Annotated in this window: 19 protein-coding genes; 8 read left to right on the top strand and 11 right to left on the bottom strand. The window is 64.8% G+C overall.

Features of this window, described 5'->3' with window-relative positions:
- Positions 1–24 precede the first annotated feature (24 nt).
- Positions 25–1,269 carry a M24 family metallopeptidase gene (locus AC0L2U_RS10120; protein ID WP_473601843.1) on the top strand — a complete coding sequence of 415 codons (1,245 nt, stop codon included), beginning with the start codon at positions 25–27 and terminating at the stop codon, positions 1,267–1,269.
- A gap of 154 nt (positions 1,270–1,423) precedes the next feature.
- Here AC0L2U_RS10120 and AC0L2U_RS10115 read toward each other — a convergent pair whose 3' ends face one another.
- The 5 genes from AC0L2U_RS10115 to AC0L2U_RS10095 form a co-directional block, all read right to left on the bottom strand.
- On the bottom strand, positions 1,424–2,860 hold the full coding sequence (locus tag AC0L2U_RS10115; RefSeq protein WP_473601842.1) for an amidase: 1,437 nt from the start codon (positions 2,858–2,860) through the stop codon (positions 1,424–1,426).
- 201 nt (positions 2,861–3,061) lie between these two features.
- Complete coding sequence (locus tag AC0L2U_RS10110) at positions 3,062–4,153, bottom strand: Gfo/Idh/MocA family protein (RefSeq protein WP_473601841.1); 1,092 nt, start codon at positions 4,151–4,153, stop codon at positions 3,062–3,064.
- Positions 4,154–4,414: 261 nt separating this feature from the next.
- Positions 4,415–5,578, bottom strand: coding sequence for an ABC transporter substrate-binding protein (locus AC0L2U_RS10105; protein WP_292704246.1), 1,164 nt, complete (start codon positions 5,576–5,578; stop codon positions 4,415–4,417).
- Positions 5,579–5,649: 71 nt separating this feature from the next.
- Entirely contained in the window at positions 5,650–6,498 is an 849-nt protein-coding gene (locus AC0L2U_RS10100; RefSeq protein ID WP_127267335.1) for an ABC transporter permease, read from the bottom strand.
- Positions 6,495–7,322 carry an ABC transporter ATP-binding protein gene (locus AC0L2U_RS10095; RefSeq protein ID WP_027037522.1) on the bottom strand — a complete coding sequence of 276 codons (828 nt, stop codon included), beginning with the start codon at positions 7,320–7,322 and terminating at the stop codon, positions 6,495–6,497. The genes AC0L2U_RS10100 and AC0L2U_RS10095 overlap by 4 nt, the downstream gene beginning before the upstream one ends.
- Positions 7,323–7,659: 337 nt before the next feature.
- Here AC0L2U_RS10095 and AC0L2U_RS10090 point away from each other — a divergent pair, with 337 nt between their 5' ends.
- Together AC0L2U_RS10090 and AC0L2U_RS10085 are read left to right on the top strand one after the other, a co-directional pair.
- Positions 7,660–8,604, top strand: a complete 945-nt coding sequence (locus tag AC0L2U_RS10090; RefSeq protein ID WP_127273418.1) for a MurR/RpiR family transcriptional regulator — start codon at positions 7,660–7,662, stop codon at positions 8,602–8,604.
- Positions 8,605–8,777: 173 nt separating this feature from the next.
- The gene (locus tag AC0L2U_RS10085) at positions 8,778–10,628 is read left to right on the top strand and encodes a flavin-containing monooxygenase (RefSeq protein WP_473601839.1); all 1,851 of its coding nucleotides are present in this window, start codon (positions 8,778–8,780) and stop codon (positions 10,626–10,628) included.
- Between the two features lie 94 nt (positions 10,629–10,722).
- On the opposite strand, the gene AC0L2U_RS10080 is transcribed toward AC0L2U_RS10085, so the two are convergent.
- Complete coding sequence (locus AC0L2U_RS10080; RefSeq protein WP_473601837.1) at positions 10,723–11,955, bottom strand: amidohydrolase/deacetylase family metallohydrolase; 1,233 nt, start codon at positions 11,953–11,955, stop codon at positions 10,723–10,725.
- A 28-nt stretch (positions 11,956–11,983) separates the two neighbouring features.
- Positions 11,984–12,349 (bottom strand): RidA family protein, encoded by a 366-nt coding sequence (locus AC0L2U_RS10075; protein WP_027037525.1) that lies wholly within the window; start codon positions 12,347–12,349, stop codon positions 11,984–11,986.
- A gap of 220 nt (positions 12,350–12,569) precedes the next feature.
- Between AC0L2U_RS10075 and AC0L2U_RS10070 the strand changes: the two genes are divergently transcribed.
- The gene (locus tag AC0L2U_RS10070) at positions 12,570–13,055 is read left to right on the top strand and encodes a hypothetical protein (RefSeq protein ID WP_127408814.1); all 486 of its coding nucleotides are present in this window, start codon (positions 12,570–12,572) and stop codon (positions 13,053–13,055) included.
- A 9-nt stretch (positions 13,056–13,064) separates the two neighbouring features.
- Here the strand turns inward: AC0L2U_RS10070 and AC0L2U_RS10065 are convergent, their stop codons facing one another.
- A complete protein-coding gene (locus AC0L2U_RS10065) occupies positions 13,065–13,322 on the bottom strand; it encodes a hypothetical protein (protein ID WP_127399182.1) in 258 nt (85 codons plus the stop codon).
- Here AC0L2U_RS10065 and AC0L2U_RS10060 point away from each other — a divergent pair.
- From AC0L2U_RS10060 to AC0L2U_RS10050, 3 genes are all read left to right on the top strand, one after another.
- The gene (locus AC0L2U_RS10060; protein WP_473601836.1) at positions 13,321–14,118 is read left to right on the top strand and encodes a COG4705 family protein; all 798 of its coding nucleotides are present in this window, start codon (positions 13,321–13,323) and stop codon (positions 14,116–14,118) included. The two genes, AC0L2U_RS10065 and AC0L2U_RS10060, sit on opposite strands and share 2 nt — an antisense overlap.
- A gap of 171 nt (positions 14,119–14,289) precedes the next feature.
- Positions 14,290–14,967 carry a winged helix-turn-helix domain-containing protein gene (locus AC0L2U_RS10055; protein ID WP_473601835.1) on the top strand — a complete coding sequence of 226 codons (678 nt, stop codon included), beginning with the start codon at positions 14,290–14,292 and terminating at the stop codon, positions 14,965–14,967.
- Complete coding sequence (locus tag AC0L2U_RS10050) at positions 14,964–16,334, top strand: HAMP domain-containing sensor histidine kinase (RefSeq protein ID WP_473601833.1); 1,371 nt, start codon at positions 14,964–14,966, stop codon at positions 16,332–16,334. Before AC0L2U_RS10055 ends, AC0L2U_RS10050 begins: the two co-directional genes overlap by 4 nt.
- 164 nt (positions 16,335–16,498) lie before the next feature.
- Here the strand turns inward: AC0L2U_RS10050 and AC0L2U_RS10045 are convergent, their stop codons facing one another.
- Positions 16,499–16,927 carry an Lrp/AsnC family transcriptional regulator gene (locus AC0L2U_RS10045; RefSeq protein ID WP_473601832.1) on the bottom strand — a complete coding sequence of 143 codons (429 nt, stop codon included), beginning with the start codon at positions 16,925–16,927 and terminating at the stop codon, positions 16,499–16,501.
- Positions 16,928–17,042: 115 nt separating this feature from the next.
- Between AC0L2U_RS10045 and AC0L2U_RS10040 the strand changes: the two genes are divergently transcribed.
- The gene (locus AC0L2U_RS10040; protein WP_127397738.1) at positions 17,043–18,146 is read left to right on the top strand and encodes a saccharopine dehydrogenase family protein; all 1,104 of its coding nucleotides are present in this window, start codon (positions 17,043–17,045) and stop codon (positions 18,144–18,146) included.
- A 232-nt stretch (positions 18,147–18,378) separates the two neighbouring features.
- Here the strand turns inward: AC0L2U_RS10040 and lpdA are convergent, their stop codons facing one another.
- Both lpdA and AC0L2U_RS10030 read right to left on the bottom strand, forming a co-directional pair.
- On the bottom strand, positions 18,379–19,776 hold the full coding sequence (gene lpdA, locus AC0L2U_RS10035) for a dihydrolipoyl dehydrogenase (RefSeq protein WP_127808601.1): 1,398 nt from the start codon (positions 19,774–19,776) through the stop codon (positions 18,379–18,381).
- Positions 19,777–20,107: 331 nt separating this feature from the next.
- Positions 20,108–21,087, bottom strand: a 980-nt coding sequence (locus tag AC0L2U_RS10030) for a dihydrolipoamide acetyltransferase family protein (RefSeq protein WP_473601830.1), incomplete at its 5' end; no start/stop codon positions are given.

The raw sequence follows: 21,087 nt of genomic DNA, 5'->3' as shown, positions 1-21,087 counted from the left end.
CCGCTTCGGACAGTGGAGAAACCCATGACAGGCTTTGTCGATCGCCAGCGCGCGGCGCAACTGATGGACCGCGCCGGCATCGCGGCGCTGGTGCTGTGCGCGCCTGAGGCCTTCCACTATGCGACCGGAGCCTCGATCGGGCCGTCGGGACTGTTCCGGCGCGCCGGCGCCGGCTTCGTCGTCATCCCGGCTGGCCGAGACCTGCCGATGGGCGTCGTGGTGGCGGATTTCAATGCGGGACAGCTGCAACTGGCTCTGTCGGATGCCGTCATCCGCAGCCACCCGATCTGGATCGAAACCGCCACGCTTGACGCCTCGACCGCAGGGCAAGGGCTGGCGCAACGCGTCGAGGCCGGCCTTGCCTCGTCTGGCCGGGCGCCTGGTTTTTCCCGGCCGGCAACATTCGAACTTGCCCGTTCCGTCCGCGAACTGAAGGAGATCCTGAGCGGGTTCGGACTTGAGCGCGCAAGGATCGGCGTCGATCTCGATTTTATTCCCGCCGCCGATCTCTCGGTCATGCAGGCGCTGCTGCCGGGCTGCACGATGGTCGACGGCTCGGCCGTGCTCGACAGGTTGCGGGCCATCAAGTCGCCGCGCGAGATCGATCTGCTCCAGCAAGGCATCATCCTGTCGGAAGCCGGGCTGGAGCGGCTGCAGGTCGATGCCATGGCCGGCATGCGTCAGGGCGATCTCATTGCCCACTATCGGCAAGGCGTCGCCACGGCCGCGTCCGGCCTGTCCCATCCGGTCGCCACAGCCGAATATGTGACGCTGGGCGCGAAGGCCAAAAGCACCGATGCGAAAGCCATGCCTGGCGATCCGCTGAAGTGCGACATGGTCTGCACGGTCGGCGGCTACGCCTCCGACATGTCGCGCAATTTCACCTTCGGATCGCCATCCGCCGAGCAGGCCGAACTGCACGCGATCGCCGAGCGGGCCTTTGACGACGGGCTGGCCGCGCTTGTTCCGGGAGCCACGCTCGCCCACGTGCATCGCGTCGCCACCGACAGCCTGGCGCGGCAAGGGCTGCGCACCTACCGCCGCGGTCATTTCGGCCATGGCGTCGGCCAGTCGGTCTTCTCGGAGCAATGGCCGTTCATCGCCGCCGATAGCGATGTCGTCATCGAAGCCGGCATGGTGCTGGCCTTCGAGATCCCGCTCTACATAGACGGCCTCGCCAGCTTCAATCTCGAGGACCAGTTCCTGATCACGCCGGACGGGCCTGTCGCCATGAACCGCCTGCCGAGGCGGCTGGAGAGGATTGGATAGCCGGCTTTGAGTCTGCACGCTGGAGATTGGCCGAAGCCTCCCCACCTTCGTCATCCACGGGCGGAGCAGGAGCGAAGCTCCGTCGCGGAGACCCGAGGATGACGAAGCGATGGGCGACTTGGCCAATCTCGAAGCCGCACGCGGTACCCAGCACCTAACCACTCACCGGCGGCCTTCTCCCTCTCCACGGCATCTCCTGCTCCAGTTGCGCCGATGCAGCCAGCACCGTTGCCTCGTCGCCGTAGCGGCCGACCAGTTGCACGCCGATCGGCACGCCGTCTTTCGACCAGCCGAGCGGCAGCGAGATCGCCGGCTGGCCGGAGATGTTGAAGGGGAAGGCAAACACCGAGTCCGTCCATTTGGCGTTGTAGCGGTCGATGTCGGTTTCCGACATGTCGTAATAGCCGAGCGGGCGCGGCAGCTGCGTCAGGGTCGGGGTGATGAAGAGATCGTAGGCGCAGAGGTCGCCGACGATGTCGCGGCCGACCTGCCTGAGCTGCTCGACATCGGAGATGTGCCTGGTGCCGCTGGTCGAGCGGCCGCGCTCGATGATTGCCCAAGTCACCGCCTCGACATCGCTTGGCGTCACCGGCCGGCCGATCACCGTTTCAAGGTAGTCGAACGTCGCCGCCGTCTGCACGCAGGTCATGTTGGTGTAGGTCTTCCACACAGCGTTCGCGTCGAGCGGCATATCGTGCTCCTCGACGTCGTGGCCGAGCCGCTCGAGCGCAGCCACGGTCAGCAGCACCGCCGCCTTCACCTCCGGATCGATCGCGGTGCCGTTGGGCGGCGTGACGGAAAAGCCGATGCGCAGCCTCTTTGGCGCCCGCGCTGAGAGGCTGAGCCAGCTGCCATCAGGAACCGGCGGCGTATAGGGGTCGCCGGGCAGCGCGCCAGCCACCGCATCGAGATAGGCTGCCGTGTCACGCACAGTGCGTGAGCAACAGAGAAAATAGGCGCCGCCATACCAATAGTCGCCGAACGGGGCGAGGCTGACGCGGCCGCGCGACGGCTTCAGGCCGACGATACCGCAGCAGGAGGCCGGGATGCGGATCGAGCCGGCGCCATCGCTGGCCTCGGCGATCGGCACCATGCGCGAAGCGATGGCCGCGGCAGCGCCGCCGCTCGAGCCGCCGGGGGTGATGCCTTCCTTCCACGGGTTCTTCGTCACACCGTAGAGTTTTGGTTCCGTCGTGATCGACCAGCCATTCTCCGGCGCGTTCGACTTGCCGACCAGCACCAGCCCGGCCGCCTTCATGCGGCGAACGACTTCGGTGTCGAAATCGGCAACAACATCCCTGAGGTAGAATGAGGAGTTGGTGTTCGGTGCCCCGGTCCAGGACGAGGCGAGCTCCTTGAGCAGGAACGGCACGCCGGCGAAGGGCGCTGATGTGTCGACCGTCTCGGCCTGCGCCCGCGCCATGTCGTAGAGGCGATGGATGACCGCATTGAGCGCCGGGTTGAGCCGCTCGACCAGCGTGATCGCCGCCTCGACCAGTTCCGCCGGTGAAACGTCGCCCCGCTTCACAAGTGCCGCAAGGTCGAGCGCGTCGGACTCGGCATAGGTTTTTAGCAGACTGTCGGTGACCATGTCTCTCTCCCGTCGTTCGTTGATCTTGCCAACGTTGGCGCCGCCCCTCATCCGCCTGCCGGCACCTTCTCCCCGTATAGTGACGGGGAGAAGGGAGACGCTCCAACGCTGACGACCCCCTCTCCCCGTTCTTCACGGGGAGAGGGTAAGGGTGAGGGGCAGCGCCGGCCTGAAACGATTGCCGCCAGCAGCCGGATTGCGTCAGGCCAGGTCGATGGTCCGTCCCAGTGCGATGCTCTGTTCGGCGGCCAGCACGATGCGCAGGCTGTTGACCGCCGCATCCATCTGCTCGGTCAAATCGAGATCCTCGCGGATAGCGCGCAGGAAGAAGGCCTGCTCGCGGTCGCAGAGCTCCTGGTGACCGGGCTCGTCCTCCATGCTGACGATCTCGTCGGGCTTCGAGAAATTCTTGTCGCCGTCGACCTGAGCATAATGGATCTTCAGGGCATCGGTCTTGGTGTGGCGGTCGATGTCGGCGGAGCTCGAAACCTCTGCCAGTTCGGCAGCACTGTTCGCCTGCTGTCCGGCGACGATCGACACCGCGCCCTTGGGGCCGACCACGTCCTTCACGAAATAGGCCGTCTCGCTCATCATCGGGCCCCAGCCCGCTTCGTACCAGCCGACCGAACCGTCATCGAAGGTGACGTGCAGGTGGCCGTAATTCTGCTTGTCGGCCTCCGCCCAGAGCTTGGCGCCGATGCCATGCACGCGCACCGGCTTGGCGCCGGTCAGCTGGCACATGACGTCGACATAGTGGACGCCGCAATCGACGATCGGGATCAGCGAATCGATCAGGTTCTTGTGCCAGTGCCAGGCGCTGCCGCTGCTCTGCTGGTTGAGGTTGAGCCGCATCACCAGCGGCTTGCCGAGCGTCTTGCCGACCTCGATGAACTTGATCCATGACGGGTGGACGCGCAGGATATAGCCGAGCACCAGCTTGCGGTTCTTCGCCCGCGCCGCCGCGACAACCTTCTTGGCATCCTCATTGTTGGTGGCGAGCGGCTTTTCCATGAACACATGGCAGTTGGCGGCGATCGCCTTCAGCGCATATTCGGCGTGGGTGTTCGGCCAGCTGTTGATCGACACCGCGTCCGGTTTTGTCTCCTTCAGCGCCTGGTCGAAATCCTCGTAGAGTGGATAGCCGGCTAATTCTCCCGGAATCTTCGTGTTGGTCTTGATCGAGCGGCTCATGATGCCGACGATCTCGAAACCGTCGAGCCGGTGATACGCGCTGGCATGCGACGCACCCATATTGCCGAGACCCACCACCAGCACTTTTACTCTGTCGGACACCGCTGCCTCCCAAATTCTTCATTGAATCTTGGGCGGCGTGCTGCCGTCGCCCGCATGTTTATCCAGGACAATCACCTTAGGTTGGCGCCGCCCCTCATTGCCCTGCCGGGCATTTCTCCCCGTATAGTGACGGGGAGAAAGGGCTGGCCGCAATGTTGGCGATTGGCGAAATCATCAACGACAGCGTCCCCTCGCCCCGTTTACGGGGAGAGGATGCAGGCAGGCAGGTGAGGGGCGGCGCTGACCTGGACATTGTCAGCCCTACTTCACCGCTGAATCGAACAGATGCGCCTTGATCTTCTCGACATCGAGCGCGGCAAAACCTTCCGACAGCTTGACGCCGTCGGCATCGGCCTTGACCTTGGCCTTGTCGAAATCATTGGCCGGGCCGATCAAATCGTTGGTGCAGACATCCTCGGCCTTCACCGGAGCGGTGATCTGGCCGATCTTGTGGATCTCGTCGAAGAAGCCCTGCCAGCTCGCCATGTCGTGCGAGCCCCAGCCGCCGCGTTTGTCCATGTCGCCGCGGAAGACGTTGATCTGCTGCAGGATCGAGGTGGTGCCGAGCTCCGGCCCGAGATTCTTGGCCAGCGTCGGGAACTGCTCGAACACCGCTTCGACCGCCGCGCGGGGATTCTGGTAGCCGAATTCGAGGCCCATCGCCCAGCCGCGCAGGTACTTTTCCAGCAACGCCTTCTTGTCGGCGTCCTCCAGATCGGCGGCGCGCACGACGAAAGTATTGGCCGGCAGCTTTGAGTTCTGCACGCCGAGCCAGTATTCGAAGTCGAGCCCCTTGGCGATCCATTCGGCGCGTAGGCCTTCCCACGACAGGGCAGCGTCGCCCTGGCCGCCGGCAAGAGCCGTGCCCCATGTCGGCCAGCCGGCTTCGACATATTTGACCTTCTTGATGTCGACGCCCTGCGCCGCCAGCAGCGGGTCGGTGATCGACTGCCAGGCGGCGGAGCCGAGCAGGATGGTCTTGCCTTCCAGCTTCTTCAGATCGTTCGATCCCTCGCCCTTGCGGAAGGCGATGCTGAACGTGTCGCGGGCGCCCATGTGGAACACCGACTTCAGCTTCATGCCGTTCTGGATGGCGAAGGAGAACACGCCGGGCGACGGGAAGCCCATATCGGCCTGGCCGACATCGACGAACTTCACCGTCGCGGTGCCGTCCGACGGCCCCGGCTGCATGTCGGTGTCCAGCCCATCGAAATAGCCGGCCTTCTTGGCTGCCCAGTAGGGATAGTCGTCGAGCACTTCGAGCGTGCCGCGCGGCGAGATCCAGGTGAATTTTCCGTAGGGTTCGGCCCTGGCCTTGAGGCCGGTGGCGCCAAGCGCCGTCGCGGTCACCAGCCCGGCGCCGGTCACCTGCAGGAAAGTGCGGCGGCTGATCCCCGCCGGGTTGGTCGAGAAATTATTGGTCATGGCATTCCCCTTTTTTGTTTGATGTCAGTCTCTTGCCGCCCGCCTCCCGGGCGCCGTCTGTACTTTTGTGTTCAAGCCTCCCAGCTCGCCCATTTCTTGCCGATCAGGAAGAACAGCACGTAGATCAGGATGCCGAGCGTCGACAGGATCAGCACCACGGCGAAGAACTGCGGCATCTGGATCATCGACGAATAGGTCGTCAGCCGGTTGCCGAGGCCGAAGCCGCCGCCGACCATTTCGGCGCCGACCGCGGTCAGCAGACCGAAGATGGCGCCGATCATCAGCCCGACCAGGATCATCGGCAGCGCCATCGGCGCGCGGATTTTCCAGAAGATCTGCAAGGTGCTGGCGCCATAGGAGCGCGCCAGCGCGATCTTGGCGCTGTCGACGCGGCGAAAGCCTGTGGCGGCGTTGATCATCACCATCGGCCCGGCGGCCAGCGCCACCGCGATGATGCGCGGCGTGTAGCCGAAGCCGAAGCGCAGGATCAGAAGCGGCACCAGTGCCAGCATCGGCGTGGTGACCAGCAGCAGGATGTAGGGCGCGACGATCTTCTCGGCGAAGGGGAACTGGGTGATGACGGCGGCCAGCACCAGGCCGATGATGGCGCCGATGGTGAAGCCGGACACCAGCTCGACCAGCGTGTAGCCGAGATGCGGCGCGATCAGCGGGAACTCGTCGAACAGCGCATAGGCGATCGAGCTCGGCGGCGGCATGATGTAGAGCGGCACGTGGAACAGCCGCAGCGCCAGTTCGATGCCGCCGATGATGATCACCGCCACGGCAAGAATGGCCGCCACCTCCTTGCCCGACTTGATGCCGGGGCCGCTGGCGAAGGCCGACAGATTGGTCAGGCTGACCTCGTGGCCGTCGGCAGACTTGGATTTGGAGAATTCCGGAATGGCGTCGCCTCCGCTCACGGCCTGATCCTCACGATCTCGGCGCTCGGGCGCTCCGGCGCTTTTGGCCGCGTGCGTTCGCCGACAATGTCCATCTTGATACGGTTGGTGAGGTCGAAGACCTCTTTCGTCGCCATGATCTCCAGCGAGCGTGGCCGCGCAAACGGCACGCGATATTCCTTGGCGACGCGGCCCGGCCGGGCGCTCAGCACCACGACGCGGTCGGAGAGGAAGATCGCTTCCTCGATCGAGTGGGTGATGAAGACGATGGTTGTCTTGGTGTCGAGCCAGATCTCCTCGACCAGCCGGTTCATCTCCTCGCGGGTGAAGCTGTCGAGCGCGCCGAACGGCTCGTCCATCAAAAGCACCGAAGGCTTCAACGCCAGCGCCCGCACGATCGCCGCGCGCTGCTGCATGCCGCCGGAAAGCTCGCGCGGAAACTTGCCGCCGAAGCCGTCGAGACCGACACGGTTCAGCAGATGCGCGATCCACGCCCGGTCCGGCTTCTCGCCCTTGATCTCGAAAGGGAAGCGGATGTTGGCGTCGAGATTGCGCCACGGCAGGAGGTTCGCTTCCTGGAAGACGATGCCGATATCGGGATGCGGACCGGTGATGGCCTTGCCATCGAGCCGGATCTCGCCGCTGGTCAGGCTGTGCAGGCCCGACATCGACCACAAGAGCGTGGTCTTGCCGCAGCCGGAAGGGCCGACGATCGAGACGATTTCATTGGCGCTGACATCTAGGCTGCAGCGGTCCAGCGCCAGCAGGTCGCCGGAGGCCGTGTGATAGATCTTGGTCGCTGCCTGCACGCCAAGCTTCGGCTTTTTTGCATCGCCCGTATTCATCTGCCCCCCGGGAAGATTGCGCGATGATCCATTGGCTCATCCCCAGCGAAAATCAGTCTGTAACTATCCTACTTTCCTCTCAAGCACCGACGATGGCCACCGTATCAGGAAAATCGATTAGTATGCCTATCTGCTTGTTTTAATATCGGTTTTGCGGCCTTGAAATGCATGTTGCTTTCCTACATACTTCGGAACTGACACGGATCGGAGAGGACCGGAGGAAGGTGATCTTTACCCTACGACACGCTACGGTTGCGATGCGGTCGGGCGCGTGGAGCCAGGGCGTGCAAACATGCTAAGACGGCAGCCTCGCAACCCAGGGAAAGACCAGGACCCCATGAACGAAGCTGGCAGCCAGGACGAGCCTGTTCCAGGCCAGGATACCGAGGGGCGCGATCCTGTCCGGCGCATTCCCGACATCATCTCGCTGGTCAAGGATTCCTACAGCGAATTGCGCCCGGCCGAACGGCGTGTCGCCGATGTCGTGCTCGACGACGTCAAATATGCCGTCGACGCCTCCAACGCCGCCCTTGCCCAGCGCGCCGGGGTCAGCGAACCGACGGTGACCCGGTTTTGCCGCGCTATCGGCTGCGAGGGCGTGCGCGACTTCAAGCTGAAGCTGGCGCAGAGCCTCGTCGTCGGTGCGCTCTATCTGGCCAAGTCGCCCTCCGTCAGCAATGACAATGGCATGCCGTTCTGGAACGCCGTATTCGGCGAGGCGCGCCGGGCGCTACAGGAGGCCGAGCGGCAGCTCGACCCGGCGCAGCTGCAGAAAGCCGCCGATCTGATCGCCAAGGCGCGCCAGGTCACCGTGTTCGGCCTCGGCGGCAGCTCCTCGGCGCTGGCGCAGGAAACCCAATACCGGCTGTTCCGCTACGGCATCACCGTCAGCGCCCAGTGCGACCCCTATCTGATGCGCATGACCGCCTCGACGCTCAAGCCGGGCGATCTGGTGATCGCCATTTCGGCGACCGGACGCACGCGCGAGGTGATCGAGGCCGTCGAGCTCGCCAAGCACTACCGCGCCAACGCCATCGCCGTAACCGCGCCCGACACCGAACTCGCCCGCGCCTGCGACGTCAGGCTGACGGTGGCGGTGCCCGAATACCCCGACACGCTGAAGCCGACGGCCTCGCGCTTCGCCTTCCTGGCGGCGATCGACCTTCTGGCGGTGGCCTCCGCCTACAAGCTCGACGGTTCGGCCCGCGAGACCGTGCGCCGCATCAAATACAACGCCCAGATCCACCGCACCGGCAAGGAGATGGAGCCGCTCGGAGATTAGTCCTTTCCTTCTCCCCGTTCACGGGGAGGTGAGGAATGGTCCGCGTAGCGGACGAAAAGCCAATTGCTTGGCTTTTCGAACGACGAACGCCGGCAGGCGGATGAGGGACGGCGCCGAGTTCAACAATTGATGGTCCCAACTTGGATTGGGCGCATGCACAAAGAGGGAAAGAAATGCTCGAAATAGCACCGACGAAACAGGCAGCCGCATGGCTCGAATCCCTGGCGCAGGCGCTCGCAGCCGGCGACGCTGCGGCGGCGAGCAACCTCTTCGTCGACGATTGCTACTGGCGCGATCTCCTGACCTTCACCTGGAACATCACCACCATGGAGGGCCGCGAAGCGACCGCCGACATGCTGGCGGCGACGCTGGCGACGGCCAGGCCGAGCGCGTGGCAACTGACCGGCGAGGCGATCTCGGACGATGGCACCATCGAGGCGTGGTTCAGCTTCGAAACCGCGGTCGCTTCAGGAGAGGGCATCATGCGGCTGCGCGACGGCCGCTGCCGCACGCTGTTCACGGCAATGACGGATCTGAAAGGCTTCGAGGAGCGCAAGGGGGCGGCGCGGCCGCTTGGCGTGCGCCACAAGGCCGATCCCAGGCGCGAAACCTGGTCGGAGGCGCGGGCGCGCGAGACGCGCGAGCTCGGCACCGATGAACAGCCCTACTGCCTGGTCATCGGCGGCGGCCAGGGCGGCATCATGCTGGGGGCGCGGCTGCGCCAGCTCGGCGTGCCCACCATCGTCATCGAAAAGAATGCGCGGCCGGGCGATTCCTGGCGCAACCGCTACCGCACGCTCGTGCTGCACGACCCGGTCTGGTACGACCATCTGCCCTACATTCCCTTCCCGGAAAACTGGCCGGTGTTCACGCCCAAGGACAAGATGGGCGACTGGCTGGAAATGTACACGCGCGTCATGGAACTCAACTATTGGGTCGCCACCAAATGTCTCAGCGCCAGCTATGACGAGGCGGAGAAAGTCTGGACCGTGGTGGTCGACCGCGTCGGCCGCCAGATCACGCTGAAGCCCAAGCACATCGTCTTTGCCACCGGCGCCTACGGTCCGCCACGGCGGATCGATCTGCCGGGCGCCGACCGGTTCAAGGGCGAGTTGCTGCACTCCAGCCAGTATGCCAGCGGCGACAAATTCCGCGGCAGACGAGTCGCGGTCATCGGCGCGGCAAGCTCCGGCCACGATGTCTGCGTCGACCTCTGGGAAAGCGGCGCCGAGGTCACCATGATCCAGCGTTCGCCGACAACGGTGGTCAAGTCGGACACGCTGATGGAAGTCGGCTTCGAGATATTCTCGGAAGACGCACTGGCACGCGGCATCACCACCGAGAAGGCCGACATGATCGTCGCCTCGACGCCGTTCGCACTGGTGCCCAAGGGCCAGCGGGCGCTCTACGAAGTGATCAAGGCGCGCGACGCGGCCTTTTACGACCGCTTGCGCGCCGCCGGCTTCGCCCTCGATTTCGGCGACGACGAGACCGGCCTTCTGATGAAGGCCTACCGCACCGGCTCCGGCTACTATATCGATGTCGGCGCTTCCGACCTGATCATCGACGGCAAGATCGGCATCCGCAGCGGCGTCGCCATCAAGTCGCTGACCCCGAGCGGCATCCTGTTCGAGGACGGCAGTGAACTCGCCGCCGACGCCATCATCGCCTGCACCGGCTATCAGTCGATGAACGAGACGGTGGCTTCGATCGTCTCGCGCGAAGTCGCCGACAAGGTCGGCCCGTGCTGGGGTCTTGGCTCAGGCGTCAAGGGCGACCCAGGACCCTGGCAAGGCGAGCTGCGCAACATGTGGAAGCCGACCGCGCAGGAAGCGCTGTGGTTCCACGGCGGCAATCTGGCGCTGTCGCGCTTCTATTCGAAATATGTGGCGCTGCAGATCAAGGCGCGGATGGAGGGCATTGAGACGCCGGTTTATGGGAAGCCGAGCAATTCAGGTGCTGCTGATCTCCCCCCTCGAGGGGGAGATGTCGCCGAAGGCGACAGAGGGGGTCGCCGCGCGTAGAGCGCCAGCCTCCATCTGCCGCAAGGAGGTCACATCCAGTCGAACCGACCCCCTCTGGCCTGCCGGCCATCTCCCCCTCAAGGGGGGAGATCAGCTAATCGTGCCGCTGCCCGAAATGCCTCGCCGCAACCTCGACATGCGTATGCGATGCCTGCGCCACGAAACGCTCGGTCTCGTTGTGATCAGCCGCCTCGTTCGGCCACCAGGTGCCGCCAATAACGATGCCTTCCGACACCAGCCTCTGGTCGGCGACCAATGACGCGCCGACCGCGTCGACGAAGGTGAAGCGGCCCGGGCGCTGCCGGAGCACGGCGACATCGCCGACGGTGCCGACCGCCAGCGTGCCCAGGTCAGGCCTGGCGATCGCCTGCGCCGGCGCTTGCGTGGCGGCGCGCAGGACCTCGACCAGCGGCATGCCGAGCGCCAGCAGCTTCGACATGCAGACCAGTATGTCGAAGGCCGGCCCGTCGACGCAGTAGAGATGCACGTCGCTCGAGATCACGTCCGGCGCCAGTCCTTCCTCGAGCATGGCGCGGGCAACGGCGAAATCGAACGAGCCCATGCCGTGGCCGATGTCGAAGATGACGCCGCGCTCGCGCGCCAGCCGCATGTCCGGCCGCACCGCGCCGGAAGCAAATACCGGCGCATTGGGAAACGGCCGGAAGCAGTGGGTGAGGATGTCGCCCCTGCGCAGCCGCGGCAGCACCTCCGAGCGGCCGGGCGGCGGCTCGTCTATATGCGCCATCAGCGGCAGGCCGGCCTGGTCGGCGGCCTCCAGCGCCAGATCCACCGGGGCGATGCCGCTGGTGCCGCCGGCATGCTTACCGGAGCGGACTTTTACGCCGACCACGACATCGCGGTGTTCACGCACCGCCGCGACCACCTCGCGCGGCTCGCACAGCCTGAGGTCGCTGCACTCGCCGACCGACACTGTCTGCGAGAAGCCGAAAATGCCGGCAAAGGAAATGTTGACATAGGCCAGGATGCGGACCTTCGACCGCTCCATGACATGGCGGCGGAAGCCGAGGAAATTGCCGGCGCCGGCACTGCCCGCATCGATGAAGGTGGTGGTGCCGCTCTTGGCGGCCAGCCGGTCGGCATCGACGCCAAGCGACGTGCCGCCCCAATAGACGTGGCTGTGCAGGTCGACCAGGCCCGGCGTGACGATGCAGCCGCCGGCATCGACGATCTGCGCTGCGCTGTCCGCCGGGATATCGGCATCGACTGCGGCAACGCGGCCATTGGCGATGGCGACATCGCGCGGCGCGTCGAGGCCAGCGGCCGGATCGATCAGCCGTCCGCCCTTCAGCAGGAGGTCGAATTGCATTGCGGTCACCTCCGCTTCGTTGCTTTGCCTACAGAGGCCGGTAAGCGACCGCCTCGACTTCGATCTTGATGTCGATCATCAGCCGCGATTCGACCGTGGTGCGGGCCGGCGGGTCTTTGGGGAAATGCCGGGCATAGACCGCGTTGAAGGCGCCGAAATCGCGCGCATCTTCCAGCCAAACCGTGGTCTTCACCACATCGTCCATGGTGCAGCCGGCCAGCGCCAGCGCGGCCTTGATGTTGGCGAGCACCTGCTCGGTCTGTTCCGATATGCCGCCCTTGACCACGATGCCGTCGCTGCCGACGGGAACCTGGCCCGAGACATAGACGAGATCGCCGGCCCGCACGGCTGGCGACAACGGCACATGCGATGTTCCAAAACACTGTTTCGGCAAGGGACAAGCCTCCTCTGATGACAGGACGGGGTGCCATGGCGGCGCCCGCTTCGATCACATTTACGCCGATCGGGGCGATCCTCATAGGGGCCTTGTTGGAAAGCAACATTCTTCGAAATCCGTGTTGCTTTATTACAGGAGCGCTTGCATCGTGCGCGCTGGCGGGCTGCCTTGTAGCCGCACCGCACAGACGCATTAGCCAGAGCGGAGACACCCAGCAATGACCTACGACAAGAACCCGTTTCCATCAGGCGATGCCGATCGCCACGCGCTCTGGGAAATGCTGGTGCGGCGCGACATCGACGCTTTCATCGGCCAGGACTGGGCCATGGTCGAGGATGATTTCGTCGCCGAGAGCTTCTTCGGCATGCACGCGCATTTCCTCAGCAATGCCGATGCCTGGCGGCTGCAGTTTCCAAGGCTGGACATCTACCGCGACGAATGGCTGCGCCAGGCCAGGGAGACGGCGGCGACCAAATTCGCCGAGCCGCTGCGCGAGGCGCTGTTTCGCGTCACCAACATGCGCGACATCGATGTCGACGGCGACCGCGCCGTGCTGCACAAGAAATTCGACGGCTCGGTTGCCAAGGCGGACGGCAGCGTCGACCGCTTGAAATGGCAGACGCTGTATTTCTGCAGCAAGGTCGGCGGCAGCTGGAAGATATCAGGCTTCGTCGGCTACATGCCGCATCCGCTCGGTAGCTAGAACCACCGATCACCAGAGCGCAGGATGGGTCGGGCCGAACGTGCGGCCCGGCACCGCGGCCGCCATCAGCGAGCCGTTGAACAGCGATGGCGGATGCAAGGCGCCGCATTCCATCAAACGCATCGCCAGACATTGGCAATGCCTTTTGCGCCCATTCTTACGAATTTGTATGCCGCCGGACAGGCCGGTGTGAACTCGTTTGTTTACGATGCGCGGGGCGGATCGCCATCGCCCCGCCGCAACCGTCGACTTCTGGACTTCAGCCATGCTCGCGCCCAACAGGCAACAACCCGCCGCACCGAGCCACAACAGGGTTCCCGACGTCACCCTCGACTTCTGGCTGGTCAAGCTGATGGCGGTCACCACGGGCGAGACCGCGGCGGATTATCTTGCCGACACAATCGGGCTCGGGCTGACCGCCACCTCGCTGATCATGACCGGCATCCTGATCGCGGCCCTTGTCCTGCAGTTTACGCGGAAATGCTATGTGCCGTGGGCTTATTGGCCGGCGGTGGTGCTGATCAGCATCGTCGGCACGCTGGTGACGGACAGCCTCGTCGACAGTTTCGGCGTGCGCCTGCAGACGGCAACCATCGCCTTCTCGGTCGCGCTCGCCGCGACATTCGCGGTCTGGTACGCCAGCGAAAGGACGCTGTCGATCCACACCATCTTCACCACCAGGCGCGAGATCTTCTACTGGCTGGCGATCCTCTTGACCTTCGCGCTCGGCACCGCCGCCGGCGACCTCGTCGCCGAAAGCTTCGACATGGGCTACCTCACGACGGGGCTGCTGTTCGGCGGTGCCATCGCGCTGATAGCGCTCGCCTACTGGCTGCTCAGTCTCGACGGCATCCTGGCCTTCTGGCTCGCCTATATCCTGACGCGGCCGCTTGGCGCTTCGTTCGGCGACCTGCTGTCGCGGTCGGCCAGGCACGGCGGCCTGGGTCTCGGCACCATCTTCACCAGCCTGCTCTTCCTTGGCTGTATCTTTGCGCTTGTCCTGCACATGACCCTGAAGGAGGCAACCGACGAGGCCGATGAACTGTTGCTGGACCTGGACTGAAGCCTTGGCCTCGTCATCCGCGCGCGGAGCAAGGAGCGTAGCGACGCAGCGCGGACCCGACGATGACGAAGTTGGGAGAAGCCGCTCCGAATGCCTGCGCCTTCGTGACATCCTAGGAACAAGCCCGTGCCGGTGATAGCCTCTCGACCTCGGCAACGGACCGGACCTTTCATGCGACTGCTTCTCGTCGAGGACGACCACAGGACGGCCGACTATATCGTCAGGGGACTGACCGAGGCCGGCCATACTTGCGACCTCCTGCGCAATGGACATGACGCGCTGTTCGCGGCGACCCGGGGCAATTACGACGTGATCGTCGCCGACCGGATGATCCCCGGCCTCGACGGCCTGTCGATGGTCAAGGCGGTTCGCGCCGCGGGCGTACGGACGCCGGCGATCTTTCTCACCTCCGTCGGCGGCATCGACGATCGCGTCGAGGGGCTGGAGGCCGGCGGCGACGACTATCTGGTCAAGCCCTTCGCCTTTTCCGAACTTCTCGCCCGCATCAACGCGCTTGGCCGGAGGCCGGCGGCGCAGGAGCAGAAAACCGTCCTGCGGGTCGCCGACCTCGAAATGGACCTGATCATGCGGCGGGTCACGAGGCGGGGCCAGCCGATCGACCTGCAGCCCAGGGAATTCAGCCTGCTGGAAGTGCTGATGCGCGGCGAAGGCCGCGTCATCACCCGCACCATGCTTCTGGAGCGCGTCTGGGATTTTCATTTCGATCCGAGGACCAGCGTCGTCGAGACCCATATCAGCCGGCTGCGGGCCAAGGTAGACAAGCCCTTCGAAACCCAGCTCATCCACACCGTCCGCAACACCGGCTACAGCCTGCACGCGCCGTCATGACGGGAACATGGTCCCGCCTGCTGCGCAGCACGCCGTTCCGGCTGGCCCTGACCTTCGCCTTCCTGTTCGTGCTGGCCTTCGTCCTGTCTGGCGCCATCGTCTACCAGATGATGAGCGCCGATCTTGCCGAGCGGCTCGACGACACCATCAAGGAGACCTACGCGGTCGTCGCCGCAACCTATGCCGAGAACGATCTCAAGGAGCTGGTCGAGACCGTCGGCAGCCACTCCCTGCGCAGCCTCAAAAAGGAGCAGCTGTTTTCGCTGACCGACGCGACGGGCAATCGCCTGGCCGGCAACTTCACCGCGGCAGGGCTTCCCGACGGCTTCTCGATGTTCGACACCGAAATGCCCGGCGTGCCGCCCGGCGCCGAGTACCGCGCCTATTCCGGCCCGGTCGGGGGCAACACCCTGACCGTCGCCTTCAGCCTTTCCGAGACGGAGGAGCTGGAGAGGATCGTGCTGATGAGCTTTGGCTGGGGAACCCTGATCATCATCGGGCTGGCGGTCGCCGGCGGCGCCCTGCTGGCCTCGCGGGTCCAGCGCCGTCTCGACGGCATCGCCGCCACCATGGTGGATGTCTCGCATGGACGGCTGGACACCCGCATTCCGCTGACCGGCAAGGGCGACGACATCGACATCGTCTCCAGCCAGGTCAATGCCGCGCTCGACCGCCTGTCGGCGCTGGTCGAAGGCATGAAACAGGTCAGCGCCAACATCGCCCACGACCTGAAGACGCCGCTCAACCGGCTGCAGATGATCCTCGACACCGCGTCCGAAAAGAACCTGTCAGGTCAAAAGGTCGCCCGCGAACTGGCCGAGGCGCATGCCGAAAGCCTGCAGATCAACGAGACCTTCGATGCCCTGCTGCGCATCGCGCAGATCGAAGCTGGCGCGCGCCGGGCGCGGTTCACCGATGTCGATCTGGGCGAGGTGCTGCAGACCATCGCCGAGATCTATGCCGATGTTGCCGAAGACGACGGAAAGTCGCTGTCGTTGGCGCAACCACAGGAAACGACGGACCGGATCCATGGCGATCGCGAGCTGTTGACGCAGATGTTCGCCAATCTGGTCGAGAACGCGCTGCGCCATTGTCCATCGGGCACGACGATAAAGCTGTCGGCGGCGCGCCAGGGCGAACGCGTCGTTGCCGGCGTCGCCGACAACGGTCCCGGCATTCCCGCCGACGAACATGAAAAAGTGTTTCAGCGGCTTTATCGGCTGGACCATAGCCGGTCGACGCCAGGCAGCGGGCTGGGTCTCAGCCTTGTCCGGGCGATTGCCGATCTGCACGGTGCGTCGATTACGCTCGAGGATTGCCGGCCCGGGCTTGAGGTGGCGGTGAGTTTTCCGCTGGCGACGGGTTAGAGGCCGATCTCCCCCCTTGAGGGGGAGATGTCGCCGAAGGCGACAGAGGGGGTCGCCTCGCGTGAAGCGCCAGCCTCCATCTGTCGCAAGGAGGTCGCATCCGGTCGGACCGACCCCCTCTGGCCTGCCGGCCATCTCCCCCTCGAGGGGGGAGACCAGCAGCTTCACCGATCGATCCGCGTCGACAGGATGATCGACGACAACGTCCGCTCGACCCCGTCCATGGCGCCGATCTGGTCGAGCAGCATGTCGAGGTCGCGGATCGATGGCGCGTCGACGATGACGATCATGTCGAAATTGCCGCTGACCGAATGCAGCGTCCGGACCGTCGTCAGGGCGCGCAGGCCGCGCACCACCTTGTCGGCGAGCTTGGGTGTCACGGTGAGCAGCACATGCGCCCGCACCAGCCCCTGCTCGTAGTCCGGCGCCAGCCGCACGCCATAGCCTGTGATGATGCCGCGCTCCTCCAGCCGTTCGATCCGGCTCTGTACCGTGGTCCGCGAGACGCCAAGCCGCCGCGCGAGCTCGGCGGTCGAGGCGCGCGCATTCTCGCGCAGCAGGGAAAGCAGAGCCTGTTCGGCGTCACTGAGCATTTCGACGATTCTTCTCGGCAGACTGTCCAATCAACGGTTTCGTTTCGAACAAAACCACGCTTCCATTCGACGGGCAAGCTGCGAATCTGAGCTCACAATCAGTGAGGGATCGGTCATGAAAAAAATTGTCGTTGTCGGCGCCGGAAAGATCGGCTCGACCATTGCCGAGATGCTCGCCGCCACTGGGGATTATCAGGTCACGCTCGTCGACCGCTCGGCAGCACAGCTCGCTGCTGCCGAACTGCCGGCCACGGTTGCGACGCTGGAGCTCGACATCGAAGCCGCCGGCGCGCTGGAAGCCGCGCTCGCCGGCAAATTCGCGGTGCTCAGCGCCGCTCCCTTCCATCTGACCACCCGCATCGCCGAAGCGGCGGCCAGTGCCGGCGTGCACTATCTCGACCTGACCGAGGACGTCGTCTCGACCCGCCGCGTCAAGGAACTGGCGCGTTCGGGCAGAAGCGCCTTCATTCCGCAATGCGGCCTGGCGCCGGGCTTCATCTCGATCGTCGCCAACGATCTCGCCAGCCGGTTCGATTCGCTGGAGAGCGTGCGCATGCGCGTCGGCGCACTGCCGCAATATCCCTCCAACGCGCTGAACTACAATCTGACCTGGAGCACCGACGGCGTCATCAACGAATATTGCGAGCCCTGCGAGGCGATCGTCGAAGGCGAGCTGGTCGAGGTGCCGCCACTGGAAGAGCGCGAGGAGTTCTCGCTCGACGGCGTCACCTACGAAGCGTTCAACACCTCCGGCGGCCTTGGCACGCTGGCCGAGACGCTGAAGGGCAGAGTGCGCACGCTGAACTACCGCACCATCCGCTATCCCGGCCACGCCGCGATCATGAAGGCGCTGCTCAACGATCTCGGCCTGCGCCACCGCCGTGACGTGCTGAAAGACATTTTCGAAAGCGCCCTGCCGGCGACGTTGCAGGACGTGGTCATCGTCTTCGTCACCGTCTCCGGCCGCAAGAACGGCCGCCTGCTGCAGGAGACCTACGCCAACAAGATCTACTCCAGGCGCATCGGCGACCAGGTGCGAAGCGCCATCCAGATCACCACCGCGTCGGGCATCTGCGCCGTGCTCGACATGCTGGCCGACGGCAGCCTGCCGGCGACGGGTTTCATCAAGCAGGAAGACATCGCGCTTGACGCGTTTCTGGCCAACCGTTTCGGGCGCGCCTATGCGCAGCACGAGATGGTGAGCCGGCTGGCGGGGTGATCAGCGTCTCTCTCTTGTGAGAGGCTGGCGGGACAGTGCCCCCTCTGCCCTGCCGGGCATCTCCCCCTCTAGGGGGGAGATCGGCTGTCATCTTAGATTTCGCCAATTTTCAAAGTCTTGGAAGAGGCGGGTTGCCCGAAACTGCTGATCTCCCCCCTTGAGGGTGAGATGTCCGGCAGGACAGAGGGAGGCGAGTGTCCCGCCAGCATCACCGCCTTTGCACTATCACGAATCAAACATGCAGCGCGTGCCCCAGCGCCTTGAGCGCCGCTTCCTGGAATCCCTCGCCTTGCGTCGGATGGGCATGGATCGTGCCGGCAATGTCCTCCAGCCTCGCGCCCATCTCCAGCGCCAGTCCAAAAGCCGCCGCCAGTTCCGAGACGCCCTGCCCGACCGCCTGGATGCCGAGCATCAGATGGTTGTCCGCGCGCGCGACGACACGGACAAAACCGTCCTCGCCGAGCTTGGTCATCGCCCGGCCGTTGGCGGCGAACGGGAACGTGCCGATCTTGATCTCGCCGCCGAGCGCCTTGGCCTCTTCCGGCGACAAGCCTGCCGTCACCAGCTCGGGATCGGTGAAGCAGACGGCGGGAATCGAGCGCTTGTCCCAGCTGCGTTTGTGACCGGCGACGATCTCGGCGACCATCTCGCCCTGGGCCATCGCCCGGTGCGCCAGCATCGGCTCGCCGGTGACGTCGCCGATGGCGAAGATGCCGCGCATCGAGGTGCGGCACTGGTCGTCGATGCGGATGAATTTGCCTGCCCTGTCGAGGTCGATCTGCTCGAGCCCCCAGCCTTCGGTCACCGGCTTGCGGCCGACCGTGACCAGGATTTTTTCGGCGGCGACCTTGGCGCTCTTGCCATCCGCCGTCTCGACCAGCAGCGCATCGCCTTTGGTCGATAGCCCCTTGGCCTTGGCACCCAGCATCACCTCGACGCCGAGTGCGTTGAGCCGCTTGACCACGGGCCGCGTGAGTTCGGCGTCATACTGCGCCAGCACGCGCGGCAAGGCCTCGACCACGGTCACTTTGGCGCCCATTTTGGCGAAGGCCATGCCGAGTTCCAGCCCGATATAGCCGCCACCGACGACAGCGAGTTTTTGTGGAACCGCGCCGAGTGCCAGTGCCTCGGTTGACGAAATCACCGGACCGCCAAAGGGCAGGAACGGCAGTTCGACCGGCGCCGAGCCGGTGGCGATGACGATCGCCTCGGCGCGGATGACTTGGCTTCCTGTCTCGGTTTCGACCTCCACAGTCTTGCCGTCGCGAAAGCTCGCCCAGCCATGCACGGTCTTGACTCCTGCCTTCTTGAGCAGGCCGGCGACGCCGCTGTTGAGCCGGCTCACGATGCCGTCCTTCCAGGCGATCGTCTTAGCCAGGTCGAGCGTCGGTGCGGTGAGCGAAATGCCCAGCGGGCTCTTGCCGCTCGCCATGTGTGAGACCCTCTCGAACTCTTCCGCCGCATGGATCAGCGCCTTGGACGGGATGCAGCCGACATTGAGGCAGGTGCCGCCTGGTTTGCCCGACTCGACGATCACCGTGTCGACGCCGAGCTGCCCGGCACGGATGGCGCAGACATAGCCCCCGGGACCGGCGCCGATGACGAGCAGCTTGCAGGAGATTTCTTTCATGTTGGCATCCTGGTTCACAATGGTGCTGGAAGGCAGATAATGTTGGGTCCTTCGCGCCGCCCTCGAAGCGCGTAATCTCCCCCCTCGAGGGGGAGATGTCGCCGAAGGCGACAGAGGGGGTCGCCGCGCGTAGAGCGCCGGCCTGCATCTGTCGCGCAAGGCGGTCGCGTCCAGTCGTACCAACCCCCTCTGGCCTGCCGGCCATCTCCCCCTCGAGGGGGGAGATTACGCCCTCCACTGCTTTCGCTGATTTTCAACATTGTAAGAAGAAAACCAGTCCTCCAAGGCAGAGGGGGGCGCTGTCCCGCCGGCATCTCGATTGTCCCGCCCCTCAATCCACAAAGATCAGCGCCGGCGTTTCCAGCAGCGTCTTTATCCGCTGGATGAACACCGCCGCGTCCCAGCCGTCGATCACCCGATGGTCGAAGCTCGACGACAGGTTCATCATCTTGCGCGGCATGAACTGGGTGCCGTCCCACACCGGCCGCACCATCATCTTGTTGACGCCGATGATCGCCACTTCGGGATGATTGATGACCGGTGTCGTCGCCACGCCACCCATGGCGCCGAGCGAAGTGATGGTGATGGTCGAGCCAGACAGCTCGTCGCGTGTCGCCGTGCCGGACTTGGCCGCCTCGGCCAGCCTGATGATTTCTGCGCCGCACTCCCAGATATCGCGCGCCTCGGCATGCTTGACCACAGGCACCACCAGCCCCGTCGGCGTCTGCGCGGCAATGCCGATATTGATGCCGCCATGCTGGTGGATGATGCCGGCCTCGTCGTCGAACAGCGAATTGAGATTGGGCTGGTCCGCTATCGCCTTGACCATGGCCCGCATCAGGAACGGCAGCAGCGTCAGCTTCGGCCGCTCCACGCCACCCTTACCTGGGCGCTTCTCCTTGTTGAGCGCGGCGCGCAATTCCTCCAGCGCGGTGACGTCGACCTCCTCGACATAGGTGATGTGCGGGATGCGCGATTTCGACAGCGACATCTTCTCGGCGATCTTGCGCCGCAAGCCCACCACCTTGATATCCTGGATCGCATCGTTGCGGGCGAGGCCGGATGTCCTGGCAACCTGCGGCCCGCGCGCCAGGAACGCTTCGATGTCCTCATGGCCGATGCGGCCGGCAGGGCCGGATCCCGCAACCTGCCTGAGATCGATGCCGGCTTCCTTTGCCCGCAGACGCACGGCAGGCGAAGCCAGCGGTCTTTCGCCCTCGGGACGCCGTGCGCCGGCGGGCGTGGCAACTTGAGATGTCGGCGCCGTACCCCCACCCCTAGCCCCTCCCCCTTGTGGGGAGGGGCTAGGGG

The organism is Mesorhizobium sp. WSM4808 (genome assembly GCF_055811675.1).
Note: the sequence above shows the minus strand (reverse complement) of the source record. Positions and strands in the feature narration are given on the sequence as shown.

Excerpts from the sequence above, each read along its gene's own strand:
- AC0L2U_RS10120 (WP_473601843.1), top strand. The coding sequence starts at position 25 with ATGACAGGCTTTGTCGATCGCCAGCGCGCGGCGCAACTGATGGACCGC.
- AC0L2U_RS10090 (WP_127273418.1), top strand. The coding sequence starts at position 7,660 with ATGAACGAAGCTGGCAGCCAGGACGAGCCTGTTCCAGGCCAGGATACC.
- AC0L2U_RS10085 (WP_473601839.1), top strand. The coding sequence starts at position 8,778 with ATGCTCGAAATAGCACCGACGAAACAGGCAGCCGCATGGCTCGAATCC.
- AC0L2U_RS10055 (WP_473601835.1), top strand. The coding sequence starts at position 14,290 with ATGCGACTGCTTCTCGTCGAGGACGACCACAGGACGGCCGACTATATC.
- AC0L2U_RS10095 (WP_027037522.1), bottom strand. The coding sequence starts at position 7,322 with ATGAATACGGGCGATGCAAAAAAGCCGAAGCTTGGCGTGCAGGCAGCG.
- lpdA (WP_127808601.1), bottom strand. The coding sequence starts at position 19,776 with ATGAAAGAAATCTCCTGCAAGCTGCTCGTCATCGGCGCCGGTCCCGGG.
- AC0L2U_RS10065 (WP_127399182.1), bottom strand. The coding sequence starts at position 13,322 with ATGGCTGAAGTCCAGAAGTCGACGGTTGCGGCGGGGCGATGGCGATCC.
- AC0L2U_RS10115 (WP_473601842.1), bottom strand. The coding sequence starts at position 2,860 with ATGGTCACCGACAGTCTGCTAAAAACCTATGCCGAGTCCGACGCGCTC.
- AC0L2U_RS10080 (WP_473601837.1), bottom strand. The coding sequence starts at position 11,955 with ATGCAATTCGACCTCCTGCTGAAGGGCGGACGGCTGATCGATCCGGCC.
- AC0L2U_RS10060 (WP_473601836.1), top strand. The coding sequence starts at position 13,321 with ATGCTCGCGCCCAACAGGCAACAACCCGCCGCACCGAGCCACAACAGG.
- AC0L2U_RS10050 (WP_473601833.1), top strand. The coding sequence starts at position 14,964 with ATGACGGGAACATGGTCCCGCCTGCTGCGCAGCACGCCGTTCCGGCTG.
- AC0L2U_RS10045 (WP_473601832.1), bottom strand. The coding sequence starts at position 16,927 with ATGCTCAGTGACGCCGAACAGGCTCTGCTTTCCCTGCTGCGCGAGAAT.
- AC0L2U_RS10040 (WP_127397738.1), top strand. The coding sequence starts at position 17,043 with ATGAAAAAAATTGTCGTTGTCGGCGCCGGAAAGATCGGCTCGACCATT.
- AC0L2U_RS10070 (WP_127408814.1), top strand. The coding sequence starts at position 12,570 with ATGACCTACGACAAGAACCCGTTTCCATCAGGCGATGCCGATCGCCAC.
- AC0L2U_RS10105 (WP_292704246.1), bottom strand. The coding sequence starts at position 5,578 with ATGACCAATAATTTCTCGACCAACCCGGCGGGGATCAGCCGCCGCACT.